Below are 15,404 nucleotides of genomic sequence, written 5' to 3' on the forward strand. Positions count from 1 at the left end.
CCGCTCGATTGTTCGGGATTGTGCCGACTTAGCAACAACACGCGGTCCGCGTGCGGACACCGGTGGCGCGCGGCTGCCACGCACGCTAAGAATTCGTCATGGGAGGAAGGCATCGTCGACCGGTCACCTCGATGCCTGCCGCGGAGATCGCCGCAGGCGTCACCGAACCGTCCGCCCGCGGCATCGCCGACCACGTCGCCGGACTCATCCGACAGGGCGTGATCGCCGACGGCTCACGGCTGCCCACCGTCCGTGCAACGGCTGCCGCGCTGCAGGTCGGTGCGACCACGGTCGCCACCGCCTGGACCCTCCTGCGCCACGAGCGCCTCGTACGCTCCGACGGGCGCAACGGCACCTTCGTCCGTGACCTCAGCCTTCCGGTCCCCGAGCCCGGGCTCCCTCCCGAGCTCCCGGTGAGGATCGACCTCGTCGCCTCGGCGTACGACGTGGACCTCCTCCCGGATCCCGCGCCTCACCTCCTCGCGGCCGCCGAAGGTCTTGCCTGGCACCAGTTCGAGAGGAGCGAGGTCGACGGCGACCTCGCTCGGATGGCGGTCGGCAGCTGGCCGTTCGTGCCCGACGGCCTCGCGGTCGCCTGGGGATTCGCCGACGCACTCGCCCAGCTCGCGGCCCTCGTCGTCCGTCCGGGCGACCGGGTCGTCGTGGAGTCGGCGTGCTCGCCGGAGACCCAGGCGGTCCTGACGGCGGTCCGCGCGCAGATCGTCCGTGTGCCGTGCGACGCCGCGGGCATGCTGCCCGACGCGCTCGCACGTGCTCTCGCGACGCGCCCGAGCATGGTGGTCACCCAGCCGCGGATGGCCGACCCCCTCGCGCACCACGTCACCGACGAACGCGCTCGTGACCTTGCCGCGGTCCTTGCCGAGCGGGAGGTGCTGATCGTCGAGGAGGACACCGCGGCGTGTCTCGCCGCCGGGCCTGCGGGGTCGGTCGGCAGCTGGTTGCCGGACCAGACCGTGCTCGTCCGGGGCTACCAGCGCTCGCACGGGCCGACCGTACGGATGGCGGTCGTCGGGGGAGCCTCCGCCGTCGTCGACCGGCTCCGCGCACGCCAGGACATCACCGGGTCGTTCCCACCGCTGGTCGCCCAACGGACCCTGGCGCTGATGCTCGGTGACCTGGGCGTCCAGGAGATGGTCGCGCGGGCGCGCTGGCGGTACGCGCGACGGTGGCACGCCCTGGCGCGGGCGCTGCGGCACCGGGGTCTCGCGGTGCCCGGCGTCGACGGTCTCGCCCTGTGGGTACGGGTGCCGGACGGCCCGGCGGCCCTGCGGCGCCTGGCGCGGTCGGGGATCCGCGCGCGGCTGGGAACCGAGGCCGCCGGCCCTGCTGAAGGGTCGCGCCACCTCCGCCTGGCGACGGTCGGCCTGCGCTTCGAGCACGACGCCGTCGCCGAGCTGGTCGCGTCCTGCGGGCGTGATCACCGCAGCGCGAGCTGACTCTCGCTCCCGTCCCCGTTGTGAAGGGTTGCGGTCGGTTTCTGCTGCTGAAACCGACCTGAAGTCTTCACCACGGGGACGGGGCGGACGGGGCGCGGCCGGTGAGCGCCCGCACCTCCTCGGACACCGCCTCCCAGCGCCGCTGGCGGATCGAGGCGAACAGCGACGCGTACGCGTAGGTCCACCACGGGTCCTCCCCGCTCGCGGCGAGCTCGGCACCGAACGTCGTCGGGGGGACGTCGACGTACGAGACCGGCGTGCCCCAGGCCCGCTCCGCAACCTCGGCCACCTCCGCCATGCCGAGCGCCACCGGCCCGGTCACGTCGTGGGAGCGCCCCGTCGGCGTCGTCGCCAACGCGGCCAGGCAACGCGCCACGTCGTCTCGCGAGACCAGGGACACCTGCGCGTCGCCAGCGGGAAGCCGCAGCTCGCCGGACGGTCTCGCTCGCGCCACGAGACCGGCGAAGAACTCGGTGAAGATCGACGCACGCACGACCGACAGCCCACGGCCCGTACGGGCGAGCAGCTCCTCCGTCGTGCCGTTGGTGTAGGCGTAGCAGAACGGCGAGGAGAGGTCGACGTCCAGACCGGAGAGATACACGACGTGCGCGACGTCCGACGCCACGATCGCCTCGACCACGTTGCGGTGGTGCGTCATCATCCGCGCCGCCTCGCCGTCGCTCGAGACGAAGACGAGCGTGTCGACGCCGACCAGCGCCGTCCGCAGGGAGTCGGGATCGTCGTAGTCAGCGTGGACGGACTGGACCTTCCCACCCCCGTCGTACGCCGGGGTGCGGGCGAGGGCGACCACCTCGTGCTCGGCGCTGCCCGCCAAGGCGCGCACCACCTGCCCACCGAGACGGCCGGTGGAACCCGTCACCGCGATCCGCGAGCGGGTCGCGGTGACGGGCGGCGACATCAGCGCCGCGCCTCCTGACGAGCGACCTGACCGCGCCCGGTGAGGAGGTAGCCCACGAAGCCGATCGCCAGCGCGGCGACGACACCGAGGTTCGCGAACGCCCACTCGCCCTTCTTGCCGCCGAGCTGCAGCGGCTCCAGCAGGTAGCCCTGCCAGCCCAGCCAGTCGGCGTAGGTGTTCGTGACCATGCCCCAGCCGACGACGACCGCGAGCAGGAACCACGCCACGGTCGGCACGTTCCACGCGCCGTACCGTCCGCGCGGGTCGTAGAGGTCGCGGTCGGCGTAGTCGCGGCGGCGCAGCGCGATGTCGGCGACGAAGATCCCCGCCCAGGCCGCGATCGGCACGGCGAGCGTGATGAGGAAGCCCTGGAACGGGCCGAAGAAGTCGTCGGCGATCCACAGGAAGTAGATCGTCCCGACCACCATGATCGCGCCGTCGATCGCCGCCGCGACCCATCGCGGCGTCTTCAGGCCGAGCGTGAGCAGCGCGAGGCCCGAGGAGTAGATGTCGAGCACCGCACCGCCGACCAGCCCGGCCAGCGCGACGAGGAAGAACGGCACGAGGTACCAGGTCGGCAGCAGCGTCACGAGCGTGCCGATCGGGTCGGCGCCGAGCGCCGCGAACAGCGCGGGATCGGACCCGGCGAGCAGCAGGCCGTAGAGGACCAGGAAGACCGGCGCGATCGCCCCGCCGAGGGTCGTCCAGAGGACCACGCCGCCGGCCGAGGCCGTACGGGGCAGGTAGCGGGAGTAGTCGGCGCCGGAGTTCACCCAGCTGATCCCGAACCCCGCGGTCGCGAAGATCGCCAGTCCGATCACCGCGGCGGCACCGCCCGACGGCAGCGAGGTCACGGCATCCCAGTCGATGTCGTCGAACGTGAGCGCGACGTAGCCGACGGTCAGCACCGCGGTCGCGATGGTGATCCACACCTGCAGCTTCATGATCGTGTCGAACCCGAGGATGCCCGCGCCGATGACCACGGCGGCGGTGAGGACGAAGCCGAGGATCCGCGCCCCGTCGCCGCCTCCCCACCCGAGCTCCTCGATGACCGAGGCGCTGGCGAGCGCCGCGAGCGACACCAGCACCGTCTCCCAGCCGACGAGCAGCACGTACGAGACGGCGCTCGGCAGCGTGTTGCCGCGCACGCCGAACGCGGCGCGCGACAGCACCATCGTCGGTGCCGATCCGCGCTTGCCCGCGATCGAGACGATCCCGACCAGGAGGAATGAGAGCACCGTCCCGATCAGCCCGGCGAAGAGCGCCTGCCAGAACGAGACCCCGAATCCGAGGAAGTACGCACCGTACGCAACACCGAAGACCGAGATGTTGGACGCGCACCACGGCCAGAACAGGGACCGTGGCGTGCCCTTGCGCTCGGACTCGTCGATGACGTTGATCCCGTTGGCCTCGATCGCGCTGGTCGGCGCACTGACCGGGGCGGCAGCCGGGAGGGGCTCGTGGCTTCTCGAGGGGGGTTCCATGGACATCAGTGCTCCTTCAGGAGTGTTGCGGCGAGGACTCGGCGGATCGTGGTGCCCAGACCGGTCGCCGCCTGCGCGGCGGCAGCCACCACGGCGTCGGGATCGGTGAGGACAGGGTGGTCACCGTGCTCGTCGAGCTCGGTGGTGGTGACGACGGAGATCCCGAGCAGCTCCATCCCGGCGGCGCGTGCGGCGATCGCCTCGAGGACGGTCGACATCCCGACGACGTCGGCCCCGACCGTGCGCAGGCCGCGGAGCTCGGCGACGGTCTGGAACTCGGGGCCGCGGAGCATCGCGTACGTTCCCTCGACCAGGCGAGGGTCGACGTCACGGGCGACCGCACGCAGCTGTGGCGACCAGCAGTCGGTGAGGTCGACGAAGTCGGCGCCGACGAGCGGCGAGACTGCGGCCAGGTCGAGGTGGTCGGCGATCAGCATGCCCGTCCCGGTCGGCCACTCGGGCCGGAGGGAGCCGTTGGCGTTGGTGAGGACGCAGATCCGGGCGCCGCAGGCCGCCGCCGTCCGTACGCCGTGGGCGACCGCCGCGGGCCCGTGGCCCTCGTAGAGGTGGGTGCGCCCGCTCAGCACGAGGACGTGCGCGACGTCCCCGGACCCGGCGGTCAATGGGATCGAGGCGACCTGACCCGCGTGCCCGGGTGCCGCCGGCGGGAAGAATCCTGGGAGGTCGGCTGCCGGCACCTGCCAGCTCGGGGTGCCGATGACGTCGACCGCACCGGTCCATCCCGACCCGAGGACGACGGCGGCGTCGTGCCGCTCCACCCCGCTCGCCGAGATGATCCGGCTCGCCGCCGACAGAGCGGCCTCGTCACGCATGGACGAATCTTGGCACGCGCGCGCCTCGCGCGGGGAACAGCGGGCGACGACGCAGGTGCCCCATAAATCCTCGCCTAAACGCACGAAAAATAGGAGCACTTCCGGTCTAGACGTGCGTGCCCGCCAATGCCTAAGTTGGGCCGCGGTGCGTCTCGTTCCCCCCCACAACCATCTGTGGGACAGGGCGACGCGTTCACCCCGGGCCAGTCCGGCCCGTCCCACCGTTGCATGAAGGGGAGAAGTCTTTGAGACGTCTCAGCACTGCACTCGTCACCCTCGGCGTCGCGGCCTCGTTCGGCGCCGTCTACGCCGCACCAGGATCCGCCGAACCCGCTCCGCCGGTCACCGCTGCGGACCGCACCGGCAAGGCCCACGAGCTGCCCAACCCGCTCGAGGACAAGCGACGGGCTCTCCGCGAGGAGGCCATCACGTCGGTCGTCAACGGCGAGGCGAAGCCCGTCACCAAGAACGGCTCCAAGGTCGTCAAGGTCGGCAAGTCGTACGCGCCCGCCGACGCCGCCGCCCAGAAGACCAAGAAGGGCCGCAAGGCCCTCGCAGCGGCCAAGGGCCCCAAGGCCCAGAAGCAGGACCAGTACGTCGAGCTCTCCCAGGAGCGGGCCGACAAGGTCTTCGTCATCCTCGCCGAGTTCGGCGACCAGCGTCACCCGGACTACCCCGACGACGGCTGGGACGACTTCGACCCCGACGTCGCCGAGCCGCAGCGCTTCGACGGCCCGCTGGTCAACCAGATCCCCGAGCCCGACCGGACCAAGGACAACTCCACGGTCTGGCAGCCGAACTACGACCGCCAGCACTACCAGGACATCTACTTCGGCGACGGCAAGGGCGACGAGTCGGTGAAGACGTACTACGAGGCGCAGTCCTCGGGTCGCTACACCGTCGACGGCACCGTGTCGGACTGGGTGAAGGTCCCGTACAACGAGGCGCGCTACGGCCGTACGACCGCTGACGAGAACGGCGATCCCGACGAGTCCAACGCGTGGGAGCTGATCCGCGACGCCGTCACAGCGTGGGTCGCGGACCAGGAGGCCCAGGGCCGCACGGACGCCCAGATCAAGGCCGACCTGGCGTCGTACGACGAGTACGACCGCTACGACTTCGACGGCGACGGCAACTTCAACGAGCCCGACGGCTACATCGACCACTTCCAGATCGTGCACGCCGGTGGCGACGAGGCCGACGGCGACCCGATCTACGGCGGGGACGCCCTGTGGTCGCACCGCTGGTACGCCTTCGGCACCGATGCCGGACTCACCGGACCCGAGCAGAACCCGCTCGGCGGCGCCGAGATCGGCGACACCGGCTTCTGGGTCGGTGACTACACGCTGCAGCCGGAGAACGGCGGACTGTCGGTCTTCGTCCACGAGTACGGCCACGACCTCGGTCTTCCGGATGCGTACGACACCTCCGGCAAGGGCGACAACTCCAACGAGTACTGGACGCTGATGGCGCAGAGCCGCCTCAACGACGCCGGCGAGCCGCTCGGCACGCGCCCGGGCGACCTCGGCGCGTGGGAGAAGCTCCAGCTCGGCTGGCTCGACTACGAGGCGGTCGGCTACAAGCAGTCCAAGAAGCTCGACCTCGGCCCGCAGGAGTGGAACTCCGACAAGGCCCAGGGTGCGGTCGTCGTGCTGCCCAAGAAGCGGGTCGAGCTCAACAACGGCGCTCCGGCGTCGGGTCAGAACCAGTTCTTCTCCGGCTCCGGTGACGACCTGGCGAACTCGATGACGACGGAGATCGACCTCACCGGCAAGGCGTCGGCCGCCTTCACGGCCAAGGCCCGGTTCTCGATCGAGGCAGGCTACGACTACGCGTACTTCCAGGCGTCCACCGACGGCGGGAAGACGTGGAAGGCGCTCGCCGGCACGATCGACGGGGCTGCGTACGGAACCGACTCGTCGGGCACCCCGGCGCTGTCGGGCGAGCACCCCGCCTGGGGCAACGTCTCCGTCCCGCTCGACGCCTACGCCGGCCAGAAGATCCTCTTCCGGTCGTACTACAAGACCGACGGCGGTCTCGCCAAGGCCGGTCTGTTCCTCGACGACATCGTGGTGACTGCCGACGGAGCCACGATCCTCTCCGACGGCGCCGAGAGCGGTGCCGGCCCGTGGACGTTCGTGGGCTACAGCATCGTCGCCGCGACGACGTCGCGGGACTACGACAACTACTACGTGATGGGCCACCGGTCCTACGTCGGGTACGACAAGTACCTGCAGACCGGCCCGTACAACTTCGGCTTCATGAACACCAAGCCGGACTGGGTCGAGCACTACCGCTACGGCCAGGGCCTCCTCATCTCGTACTGGGACACGTCGGTGCGTGACAACAACACGACCGACCACCCCGGCCAGGGCCGCAACCTGCCGATCGACGCCCACCCGGAGCCGATCATCAACATCGCGACCGGCGCCCCGTGGAGGGCTCGCATCCAGGTCTACGACGCGCCGTTCGGGCTCATCAAGGCCGACTCGATGACGCTGCACACCAACGGCAAGCCCAGCTACATCCGGGCACAGCCGGCGCAGCCGACCTTCAACGACACCAAGAAGTACTGGTACGCCGAGCTCCCGAGCCACGGCGTCAAGCTGCCTGCGGTGGGCGTGAAGATCAAGGTGCAGAAGCAGGAAGGCACCTCGATGAGGATCAAGATCAACTGATCTCCTCGTCATGAGCACGGAAGGGCCCCGGGGGTGATCCCCCCGGGGCCCTCTCCGTCCCCTCTCCGTCCCCGCTCCGAGCCTTGTCCCGTGTGGCCGGAGCACGTGATCGCTCCTAGGTTGGGTGGCAGAGCGGGCGTCGTCTCCCCGGGTGATCACCCATCACGTCGCGGGGACCGCGCGGGCTCGCCGGACCGATCGGTCCGGCTCCGTTGCACGAAGGGGAGAGAAGTCTTGAGACGTCTCAGCACGGCACTCATCACCCTCGGCATGGCGGCCTCTTTCGGGGCCGCCTTCGCGTCACCGGGAACGGCGTCCTCGGCGCCCCCGGTCAACGCGGCCGCCACGACCAGCAAGGACCACGAGCTCCCCAACCCGCTCGAGGACAAGCGACGGGCTCTCCGCGAGGAGGCGATCACCTCGGTCGTCAACGGCGAGGCGAAGCCCGTCACCAAGAACGGCTCCGAGGTCGTCAAGGTCGGGACGTCGTTGTCGCCGGCCGACGCCGCCGCCCAGACCACCGTGCGTGGTCGTGAGGCACTCGCCGACGACGGGGACCACGACCAGTACGTCGAGCTGTCGCAGGAGCGGGCCGACAAGGTCTTCGTGATCCTCGCCGAGTTCGGCGACCAGCGTCACCCGGACTTCCCCGACGACGACTGGTCGCGCTACGGCACGGTCAAGCCGCAACGGTTCGACGGGCCGCAGGTCAACCAGATCCCCGAGCCGGACCGCACCCAGGACAACTCCACGAACTGGCAGCCGGACTACGACCGTCAGCACTACCAGGACATCTACTTCGGTGAGGACCAGGAGTCGGTGAAGACGTACTACGAGGCGCAGTCCTCGGGTCGCTACACCGTCGACGGCACCGTGTCGGACTGGGTGAAGGTCCCCTACAACCAGGCCCGCTACGGTCGCGTCACCGCCAACACGTGGGACCTCATCCGTGACGCGCTCACCGCCTGGGTCGCCGACCAGCAGGCCAAGGGGCGCACCGACGCGCAGATCAAGGCCGACCTGGCGTCGTACGACGTCTACGACCGCTACGACTTCGACGGCGACGGCGACTTCAACGAGCCCGACGGCTACATCGACCACTTCCAGATCGTGCACGCCGGTGGCGACGAGGCCGACGGCGACCCGCTCTATGCGGGAGACGCGATCTGGTCGCACCGCTGGTACGCGTTCCGGACCGACGTCGGCAGCACCGGCCCTCCGCAGAACCGGCTCGGGGGCACCCAGATCGGCTCGACCGGCATCTGGGTCGGCGACTACACGATCCAGCCCGAGAACGGTGGTCTGTCGGTCTTCGTCCACGAGTACGGCCACGACCTGGGTCTGCCCGACGCCTACGACACGACCAGCAAGGGCGACAACTCCAACGAGTACTGGACGTTGATGGCGCAGAGCCGACTCAACGGCGCCGGCGAGCCGCTCGGCACCCGTCCGGGCGACCTCGGCGCGTGGGAGAAGCTCCAGCTCGGCTGGCTCGACTACGAAGCCGTCGCCTCCACGCAGACCAAGCGGCTCGACCTCGGCCCGCAGGAGTGGAACTCCGACAAGGCCCAGGGTGCGGTCGTCGTCCTGCCCAAGAAGCCCGTCGAGGAGAGCAACGGTCCGGCGCCCACCGGCACCAAGCAGTTCTGGTCCGGGTCGGGCAACAACCTGGAGAACGCGATGACCACCGCGATCGACCTGACCGGCAAGACGTCGGCGAGGTTCGATGCGAGGGTGCGCTTCTCCATCGAGAAGGGCTACGACTTCGCGTACTTCCAGGCGTCCACCGACGGCGGGAAGACCTGGACGTCGCTGCCTGGCACGCTCGACGCCAAGCCGTACGGGACGGACACCGACGGCAACCCGGCGCTCGACGGCAACCACCCTGCGTGGGGGCCGGTCACGGTGCCGCTCGATGCGTACGCGGGCCAGAAGATCCTCTTCCGGTCCTCCTACACGACCGACGCCGCGACCGTGGGCTCCGGTCTGTTCCTTGACGAGATCGCGGTGACCGCGGACGGGGCGACCGTCCTGTCCGACGGGGCCGAGAACGGTGCCGGGCCGTGGACGTTCAGGGGCTACAGCATCGTCGGCGCGACCACGACGAGGGAGTACGACAACTACTACGTGATGGGCCACCGGTCCTACGTCGGCTATGACACGTACCTCCAGACCGGCCCGTACAACTTCGGCTTCATGAACACCAAGCCGGACTGGGTCGAGCACTACCGCTACGGCCAGGGGCTGCTCATCTCGTACTGGGACACGTCGATCGCCAACAACAACACGACCGACCACCCCGGCCAGGGCCGCAACCTGCCGATCGACGCCCACCCGGAGCCGATCATCAACATCACCACCGGGGCTCCGTGGCGGGCTCGCATCCAGGTCTACGACGCACCGTTCGGTCTGATCAAGGCCGATTCGATGACGCTGCACACCAACGGCAAGCCCAGCTACATCCGCGCACAACCGGCTCAACCGGTCTTCGACGACACCAAGAAGTACTGGTACGAGGAGCTGCCGAACCACGGCGTCAAGCTCCCCGCCGTCGGCGTCCGGGTGAAGGTCCTCCAGCAGGAGGGCACCTCGATGAGGATCAGGGTCAACTGATCGCAGCGTGAGTGCGGAGGGCCCGGGGCGAGAGATCGCCCCGGGCCCTCCGTAGCTGTGCCGTGCTCAGCGCTCCGCGTCGCGCAGGGTGAACCACGAGACGGCAGCGGCACCGAGCGCGATCACGACGGCCACGGCGCTCGTGGTCTGGACGGCGTGGTCGAACGCCAGGTGCGCCGACTCGACGAGCCAGCCCCCGACCTGCGGCGGGATGGCGTCGGCCAGGTCCATCGCTCCGCCGAGGGTCTGTCCCGCTGCCTCACGCTGAGTCTCGGTGCCGGCCAGCGGCGGGAGCGAGACCTCCGCGCGGTAGGTCGCGGTGAGGATGCCGCCGAGGACGGCCGTGCCGAGCACCGCGCCGATCTCGTACGCCGTCTCCGAGAGCGCCGATGCAGCGCCCGACTTCTCTGCCGGCACGCTGGACACGACGACGTCGTTGGTGAGCGTCTCGGCGAACCCGATGCCGACACCGAGAACGAGGAACGCGACCGCGATCGACGTCGCGGACGGCAGGGAGCCGGCGAACGCCGCGATCGCGTAGCCCACCGCCGACAGGCCGAAGCTCGCCGACACCACAGCGCGCACACCGAACACCGGCACGAGGCGCACGACGAGCAGACCGGCCAGGATGGTCGCCACCAGTCCCGGGACCAGGACCAACGCCGCCTCCATCGGGTCGAGCCCGACGACGAGCTGCAGGAACTGCGCCGCGAAGAACAGGAAGCCGGTGAGTCCCATCAGGCTCAGGAGGTTGGCACCGAGCGCTCCGGAGAACACGCGGTTGCGGAACATCGTGACGTCGACCAGCGGGTGCTCGCGGGCCAGCTGGCGCCGTACGAACGCGACCGCGCTCAGCACGCTGACGGCCACGGTCCAGCCGACGGCGGCGGTGAGGCCGTGCTCGGCGAAGGTCTTGATCGCGTAGACGACCGGCAGCATCGTCGTCATCGACAGCACGATGCTCACCACGTCGAACGGCCCGGGGTTCGGGTTGCGCGACTCCGGCAGCAGCCACACCGCCAGCGGCACCAGAACCACGACGACGGGGAGGTTGATGAGGAACACCGCGTGCCAGGTGAAGTGCTCGAGGAGCCACCCACCGATGACGGGGCCGAGCGCGGCGCCAGCCGAGAAGCCGGCTGCCCACACCGCGATCGCGAGCCGCCGCTGCTGGCGGTCCAAGAAGATGTTGCGCAGCAGCGACAGCGTCGACGGCATGAGCGTCGCACCGAAGACACCGAGCAGAGCGCGGGCGACGATGAGCCCGTTGATGTCGTCGACCTGGGCCGCGTAGAACGAGACCGCTCCGAAGCCGATCGCACCGACGAGGAGGAGGCGGCGACGCCCGATGCGGTCGCCGAGCGATCCCATCGCCACCAGGAGACCAGCGAGCATCAGGGCGTAGATGTCGACGACCCAGAGCAGCGCGGTGCCGGACGGGTGCAGCGAGGAGCTGATGTCGGGGAGCGCGAAGCTCAAGACGGTGTTGTCCATGCTCACCATCAGCACCGGGAGCATGAGGACGGCGAGCGCCGCCCACTGGCGCAGGCCGGCGCGTGCCGGCACGGGTGCCGTACGGCGTGGTGCGGTGGTGGTGCTCATGTCTCCCCCTGTCGAGGCCTCGGTCCTGTCTGACTTAACCGTCCAGCCGGTACAGTCATTCCCGTCCAGACGGTACAGTTTCGAGACCGCGCGACTCAAGCCGAGGGGTGGTGTTCTTCGCCACCAGCCCTGGGGAGCGGTGACTCAGGCCAGGAAGTGGTCGGCCGTCAACGGGAGGTCGCGGACCCGGATCCCGGTCGCGTGGAACGTCGCGTTGGCGATCGCGGCGGCCGTACCGACGATCCCGATCTCGCCGATCCCGCGCGAGCCCATCGGGGTGAACGACTCGTCGGACTCCTCGAGCCACTCGGCCTCGATGCCGAGGACGTCGGCGTGCGAGGCGACGTGGTAGGTCGCCAGGTCCTGCGTGACGACGTGACCGAAGCGCGGGTCACGGTACGACTCCTCGAACAACGCCGCCGAGAGCCCCATCACGAGGCCACCGAGCAGCTGCGACCGCGCCGTGGTCGGATTGACGATCCGGCCCACCGAGTAGACGCCGAGCAGCCTCGGCACCCTCACCTCGCCGGTCCACCGGTGCACACGTGCCTCGGCAAAGACCGCACCGAAGGAGTGGAACGCATACTCCTCGGTCGCCGGGTTGGCCGCCGCCGAGGCCGTCGTCTCCACGCCGGCGTCGGGCGCCTCTCCGTGGTCATCGCGGAACTGCTGCGCCGCGGCGACGATCGCCGTGCCCCAGGAGCTGGTGCCCGACGATCCTCCGGCCACGCTCGCCGGCGGGAGCGACGAGTCGGCGATCGCCAGCTCGATGGCGTCCGTACCGACCCCGAGCGCGTCGGCGGCGATCTGCGTCAGGACCGTCCGGGCACCGGTCCCGATGTCCACGGCGCCGATCGCGACGGCGTAGCGCCCGTCGCCGAGCGAGCGGACACGGGCAGCGTTGCCCGGGGACCTCATCGCGGGGTACGTCGCCGAGGCCACGCCGGTGCCGATCCACCAGTCACCGTCGACGGTCGCGCGCGGCGCGGGCGGGCGCGTGTCCCACCCGAACCGGTCCGCCCCTCGCTGCAGGCACTCCACCAGCCTCCGCTCGTTGAACGGCTTGCCCGTCTCCGGATCGACCTCCGGCTCGTTGCGCTCGCGCAGCTCGATCGGGTCGACCCCGACCGCGACCGCGAGCTCGTCCATGGCGGTCTCCTGGGCGTACATCCCGGGCATCTCGCCCGGCGCACGCATCCACGACGGGACCGCCACGTCGAGCCGCGCCAGACGGTGGCTGGTACGGCGGTTCGGCGCGGCGTACATCATCCGGGTCGGCGCCGCCGTCTGCTCGGCGAACTCCCGGATGACCGAGGTCTGCTCCTGCACGGCATGCTCGACCGCGGTCAGGGTCCCGTCCAGGCGGGCACCCAGCCGGAGGTGGGAGAAGGTCGCCGTGCGGTAGCCGGTCAGGGAGAACATCTGCTGCCGGGTCACGGCGAGCCTGACCGGCCGTCCGCCGGTCGTCCGCGCCGCCATCGCCGTGGCGACGACGTGGGCGTGCGCCTCGCCCTTGCTGCCGAACCCGCCGCCGACGTACGGCGCTCGGACCCGCACCTGATCCGGCTCCAGGCCGAGCATCGGCGCGATCGCCTGCACGACACCGTGGACGCCCTGGGTCGAGTCGAACATCGTCAGCGTCGGCCGGCCACCGTCCTCGCTCCACCAGGCCACCGTCGCGTGGGGCTCGAGCGGGTTGTTGTGCTCGTACGGCGTCTTGTAGGTCTCCGCCACGACGACCTCTGCCTCGGACAGCGCCGCGTCGACGTCACCCTCGGAGGTGTCGGTGTCCATCGAGGGGTTGACGACCTCGGGCTTGTCGTCGGCGTTGTCCTCGCGCAGCTCGGCCTCGTGCGGCTCGGCGCGATAGCGGACGTGGACGAGCGCCGCCCCCTCCCGCGCAGCCTCGGACGTCTCGGCGAGCACGAGCGCGACGATCTGGCCGCGGAAGCCGACCGCGTCGTCCTGGAGGATCGCGAGCTCGCCGTTGCTGGTGTCGTCCAGCCGCGGCGCGTTCGTGTGGTCGAGCACCGCCACCACACCGGGGTGCGACGTGGCGGCGCCACCGTCGACGTCGACGACCCGGCCCTTGGCGATCGTAGACGTCACGAGCCACAGGTGCAGGGGATCGGTGACGCCGTCCGGCTCGCCGTGCTCCACCGCGTACGCCGCCCGGCCGGTGACCTTCTCCACACCGTCGACCCGGCGCAGGTCGGACCCGACCGCGTGGGCGTCGATCGGCCTCGTCGGGTGCTCGATCATCGCGTCCGCCCCTCCGCCAGGGCGAGGAGCGTCCACGCCGTCGTCCGTCGGAGCATGGCCGGCTTGAAGGCCGTCTCGTCGTCGGTCTGCGCGTCGGCGAGCTCGTCCTCGACGGCGGCGACGACCGCCTCCTCGGTCAGCTCCTGTCCACGCAGCAGCGCCTCCGCCCGTTCGGCCCGCCACGGCTTGTGAGCGACGCCTCCCCACGCGATCCGGACGTCGTCCACGAGCCCGTCTTCGATCGTGAGCACGGCAGCCACCGACACCAGCGCGAAGGCGTACGAGGCCCGGTCGCGGACCTTGCGGTACGTCGAGCGGTGCCCGGCCGCCGACCACGGGACCTCGACGGCCGTCACGAGGTCGGCGGGGTCGAGCACGGTGTCACGCTCGGGATGGTGGCCGGGCAGCCGGTGGAGGTCGCGGAGCGGCACCCGCCGTTCACCCTCGACGCCGAGCACGATCACCGTCGCGTCGAGAGCCGCGAGCGCCACGGCGAGGTCGCTGGGGTGGGTCGTCACGCACGCCTCGCTGGCGCCGAGGATCGCGTTGTACCTGCCGTACCCGCCGATGGCCGAGCAGCCACTGCCAGGGTCGCGCTTGTTGCAGGGGGTGGTCACGTCCTGGAAGTAGACGCACCGGGTTCGCTGCAGCAGGTTGCCGCCGGTCGTCGCCTGGTGGCGGAGCTGGCCGGAGGCGCCGGCCAGGAGGGCGCGCGCCATCACCTCGAACCGCGACCTCACCGACGGGTGCGCGGCGAGGTCACTGTTGCGGACGTTCGTGCCGATCCGCAGACCGGCGCCGTGCTCGTCGTCGTACTCCTCGATGCGGTCCAGCGGCAACCGGCTCACGTCCACCAGGACCTCGGGCTCGGCGACGCCCAGCTTGAGGTGGTCGACGAGGTTGGTGCCCCCGGCGAGGAACCGTGCCCGCGGATTGCCCGCCACCGCCCGGACGGCCTCCTGCGCATCGGTCGGCCGGACGTAGTCGAAGGCCCTCATGCCTGTGCCGCCTCACGCACCGCGGCGAGAATGCCGGGGTACGCTCCGCAGCGGCACAGGTTGCCGCTCATCCGCTCGCGGATCTCATCGTCGTCGAGCTCGACGTCGCCCTCGAGGTCATCGGTGACGTGGCTGGGGTGTCCCTGCTTCGCCTCCTCGATCACCCCGACCGCGGAGCAGACCTGGCCCGGGGTGCAGTAGCCGCACTGGTAGCCGTCGTGCTCGAGGAACGCCTCGTGGACCGGATGCAGGCCGTCCGCGGCGAGCCCGTCCGAGGTGACGATCTCCGCGCCGTCGAAGGAGACGGCGAGCGCGAGGCAGGTCAGGTGGCGACGTCCGTCCAGGAGCACCGTGCACGATCCGCACTGGCCGTGGTCGCACCCCTTCTTAGGAGAGACGATGCCGAGCCGTTCTCGCAAGGCGTCCAGCAGGGTCGTGCGCGTGTCGACCGTGAGGGTCCGCGACCGACCGTCGACCAACAGCGTGATGTCGGCATCCATGCGGGAGTGGTACCCGGTCGGGCGGGCGTCCATGCCGAGAACGCCTCGCTAGAGTGCT

General features: G+C 70.5%; 10 protein-coding genes. 3 read left to right on the top strand and 7 right to left on the bottom strand.

Translation table 11 applies throughout. The features are described from left to right. The first annotated feature begins 98 nt into the window (after window positions 1-98). Window positions 99-1,457, top strand: a complete 1,359-nt coding sequence (locus KV097_RS17055; protein ID WP_220345729.1) for an aminotransferase class I/II-fold pyridoxal phosphate-dependent enzyme — start codon at window positions 99-101, stop codon at window positions 1,455-1,457. 67 nt (window positions 1,458-1,524) lie between these two features. On the opposite strand, the gene KV097_RS17060 is transcribed toward KV097_RS17055, so the two are convergent. The 3 genes from KV097_RS17060 to KV097_RS17070 are packed head-to-tail and all read right to left on the bottom strand — an operon-like array spanning window position 1,525 to window position 4,693. Next, complete coding sequence (locus KV097_RS17060; protein ID WP_220366586.1) at window positions 1,525-2,376, bottom strand: NAD(P)H-binding protein; 852 nt, start codon at window positions 2,374-2,376, stop codon at window positions 1,525-1,527. Then, a complete protein-coding gene (locus KV097_RS17065; RefSeq protein ID WP_255559815.1) occupies window positions 2,376-3,866 on the bottom strand; it encodes a cytosine permease in 1,491 nt (496 codons plus the stop codon). Before KV097_RS17065 ends, KV097_RS17060 begins: the two co-directional genes overlap by 1 nt. Continuing rightward, a complete protein-coding gene (locus tag KV097_RS17070) occupies window positions 3,866-4,693 on the bottom strand; it encodes a purine-nucleoside phosphorylase (RefSeq protein WP_220366587.1) in 828 nt (275 codons plus the stop codon). The genes KV097_RS17065 and KV097_RS17070 overlap by 1 nt, the downstream gene beginning before the upstream one ends. Window positions 4,694-4,938: 245 nt before the next feature. Between KV097_RS17070 and KV097_RS17075 the strand changes: the two genes are divergently transcribed. Next, a complete protein-coding gene (locus tag KV097_RS17075) occupies window positions 4,939-7,371 on the top strand; it encodes an immune inhibitor A domain-containing protein (protein ID WP_220366588.1) in 2,433 nt (810 codons plus the stop codon). Window positions 7,372-7,605: 234 nt separating this feature from the next. Further along, window positions 7,606-9,984, top strand: coding sequence for an immune inhibitor A domain-containing protein (locus KV097_RS17080; protein WP_255559816.1), 2,379 nt, complete (start codon window positions 7,606-7,608; stop codon window positions 9,982-9,984). 66 nt (window positions 9,985-10,050) lie between these two features. Here the strand turns inward: KV097_RS17080 and KV097_RS17085 are convergent, their stop codons facing one another. The 4 genes from KV097_RS17085 to KV097_RS17100 all read right to left on the bottom strand — a co-directional run bounded on the left by KV097_RS17085 (window position 10,051) and on the right by KV097_RS17100 (window position 15,346). Beyond that, window positions 10,051-11,586: an MFS transporter gene (locus KV097_RS17085; protein ID WP_220366589.1), complete on the bottom strand. Its 1,536-nt coding sequence runs from the start codon at window positions 11,584-11,586 to the stop codon at window positions 10,051-10,053. 144 nt (window positions 11,587-11,730) lie between these two features. Further along, a complete protein-coding gene (locus KV097_RS17090) occupies window positions 11,731-13,848 on the bottom strand; it encodes a xanthine dehydrogenase family protein molybdopterin-binding subunit (protein ID WP_220366590.1) in 2,118 nt (705 codons plus the stop codon). Beyond that, window positions 13,845-14,846 carry a xanthine dehydrogenase family protein subunit M gene (locus KV097_RS17095; protein WP_220342839.1) on the bottom strand — a complete coding sequence of 334 codons (1,002 nt, stop codon included), beginning with the start codon at window positions 14,844-14,846 and terminating at the stop codon, window positions 13,845-13,847. The genes KV097_RS17090 and KV097_RS17095 overlap by 4 nt, the downstream gene beginning before the upstream one ends. Beyond that, window positions 14,843-15,346, bottom strand: coding sequence for a 2Fe-2S iron-sulfur cluster-binding protein (locus KV097_RS17100; protein ID WP_220343697.1), 504 nt, complete (start codon window positions 15,344-15,346; stop codon window positions 14,843-14,845). Before KV097_RS17100 ends, KV097_RS17095 begins: the two co-directional genes overlap by 4 nt. Window positions 15,347-15,404 lie beyond the last annotated feature (58 nt).

The organism is Mumia sp. zg.B17 (assembly GCF_019550915.1).
Classification (GTDB): Bacteria; Actinomycetota; Actinomycetes; order Propionibacteriales; family Nocardioidaceae; genus Mumia.

Excerpts from the sequence above, each read along its gene's own strand:
- KV097_RS17090 (WP_220366590.1), bottom strand. The coding sequence starts at position 13,848 with ATGATCGAGCACCCGACGAGGCCGATCGACGCCCACGCGGTCGGGTCC.
- KV097_RS17095 (WP_220342839.1), bottom strand. The coding sequence starts at position 14,846 with ATGAGGGCCTTCGACTACGTCCGGCCGACCGATGCGCAGGAGGCCGTC.
- KV097_RS17065 (WP_255559815.1), bottom strand. The coding sequence starts at position 3,866 with ATGTCCATGGAACCCCCCTCGAGAAGCCACGAGCCCCTCCCGGCTGCC.
- KV097_RS17060 (WP_220366586.1), bottom strand. The coding sequence starts at position 2,376 with ATGTCGCCGCCCGTCACCGCGACCCGCTCGCGGATCGCGGTGACGGGT.
- KV097_RS17055 (WP_220345729.1), top strand. The coding sequence starts at position 99 with ATGGGAGGAAGGCATCGTCGACCGGTCACCTCGATGCCTGCCGCGGAG.
- KV097_RS17085 (WP_220366589.1), bottom strand. The coding sequence starts at position 11,586 with ATGAGCACCACCACCGCACCACGCCGTACGGCACCCGTGCCGGCACGC.
- KV097_RS17070 (WP_220366587.1), bottom strand. The coding sequence starts at position 4,693 with ATGCGTGACGAGGCCGCTCTGTCGGCGGCGAGCCGGATCATCTCGGCG.
- KV097_RS17100 (WP_220343697.1), bottom strand. The coding sequence starts at position 15,346 with ATGGATGCCGACATCACGCTGTTGGTCGACGGTCGGTCGCGGACCCTC.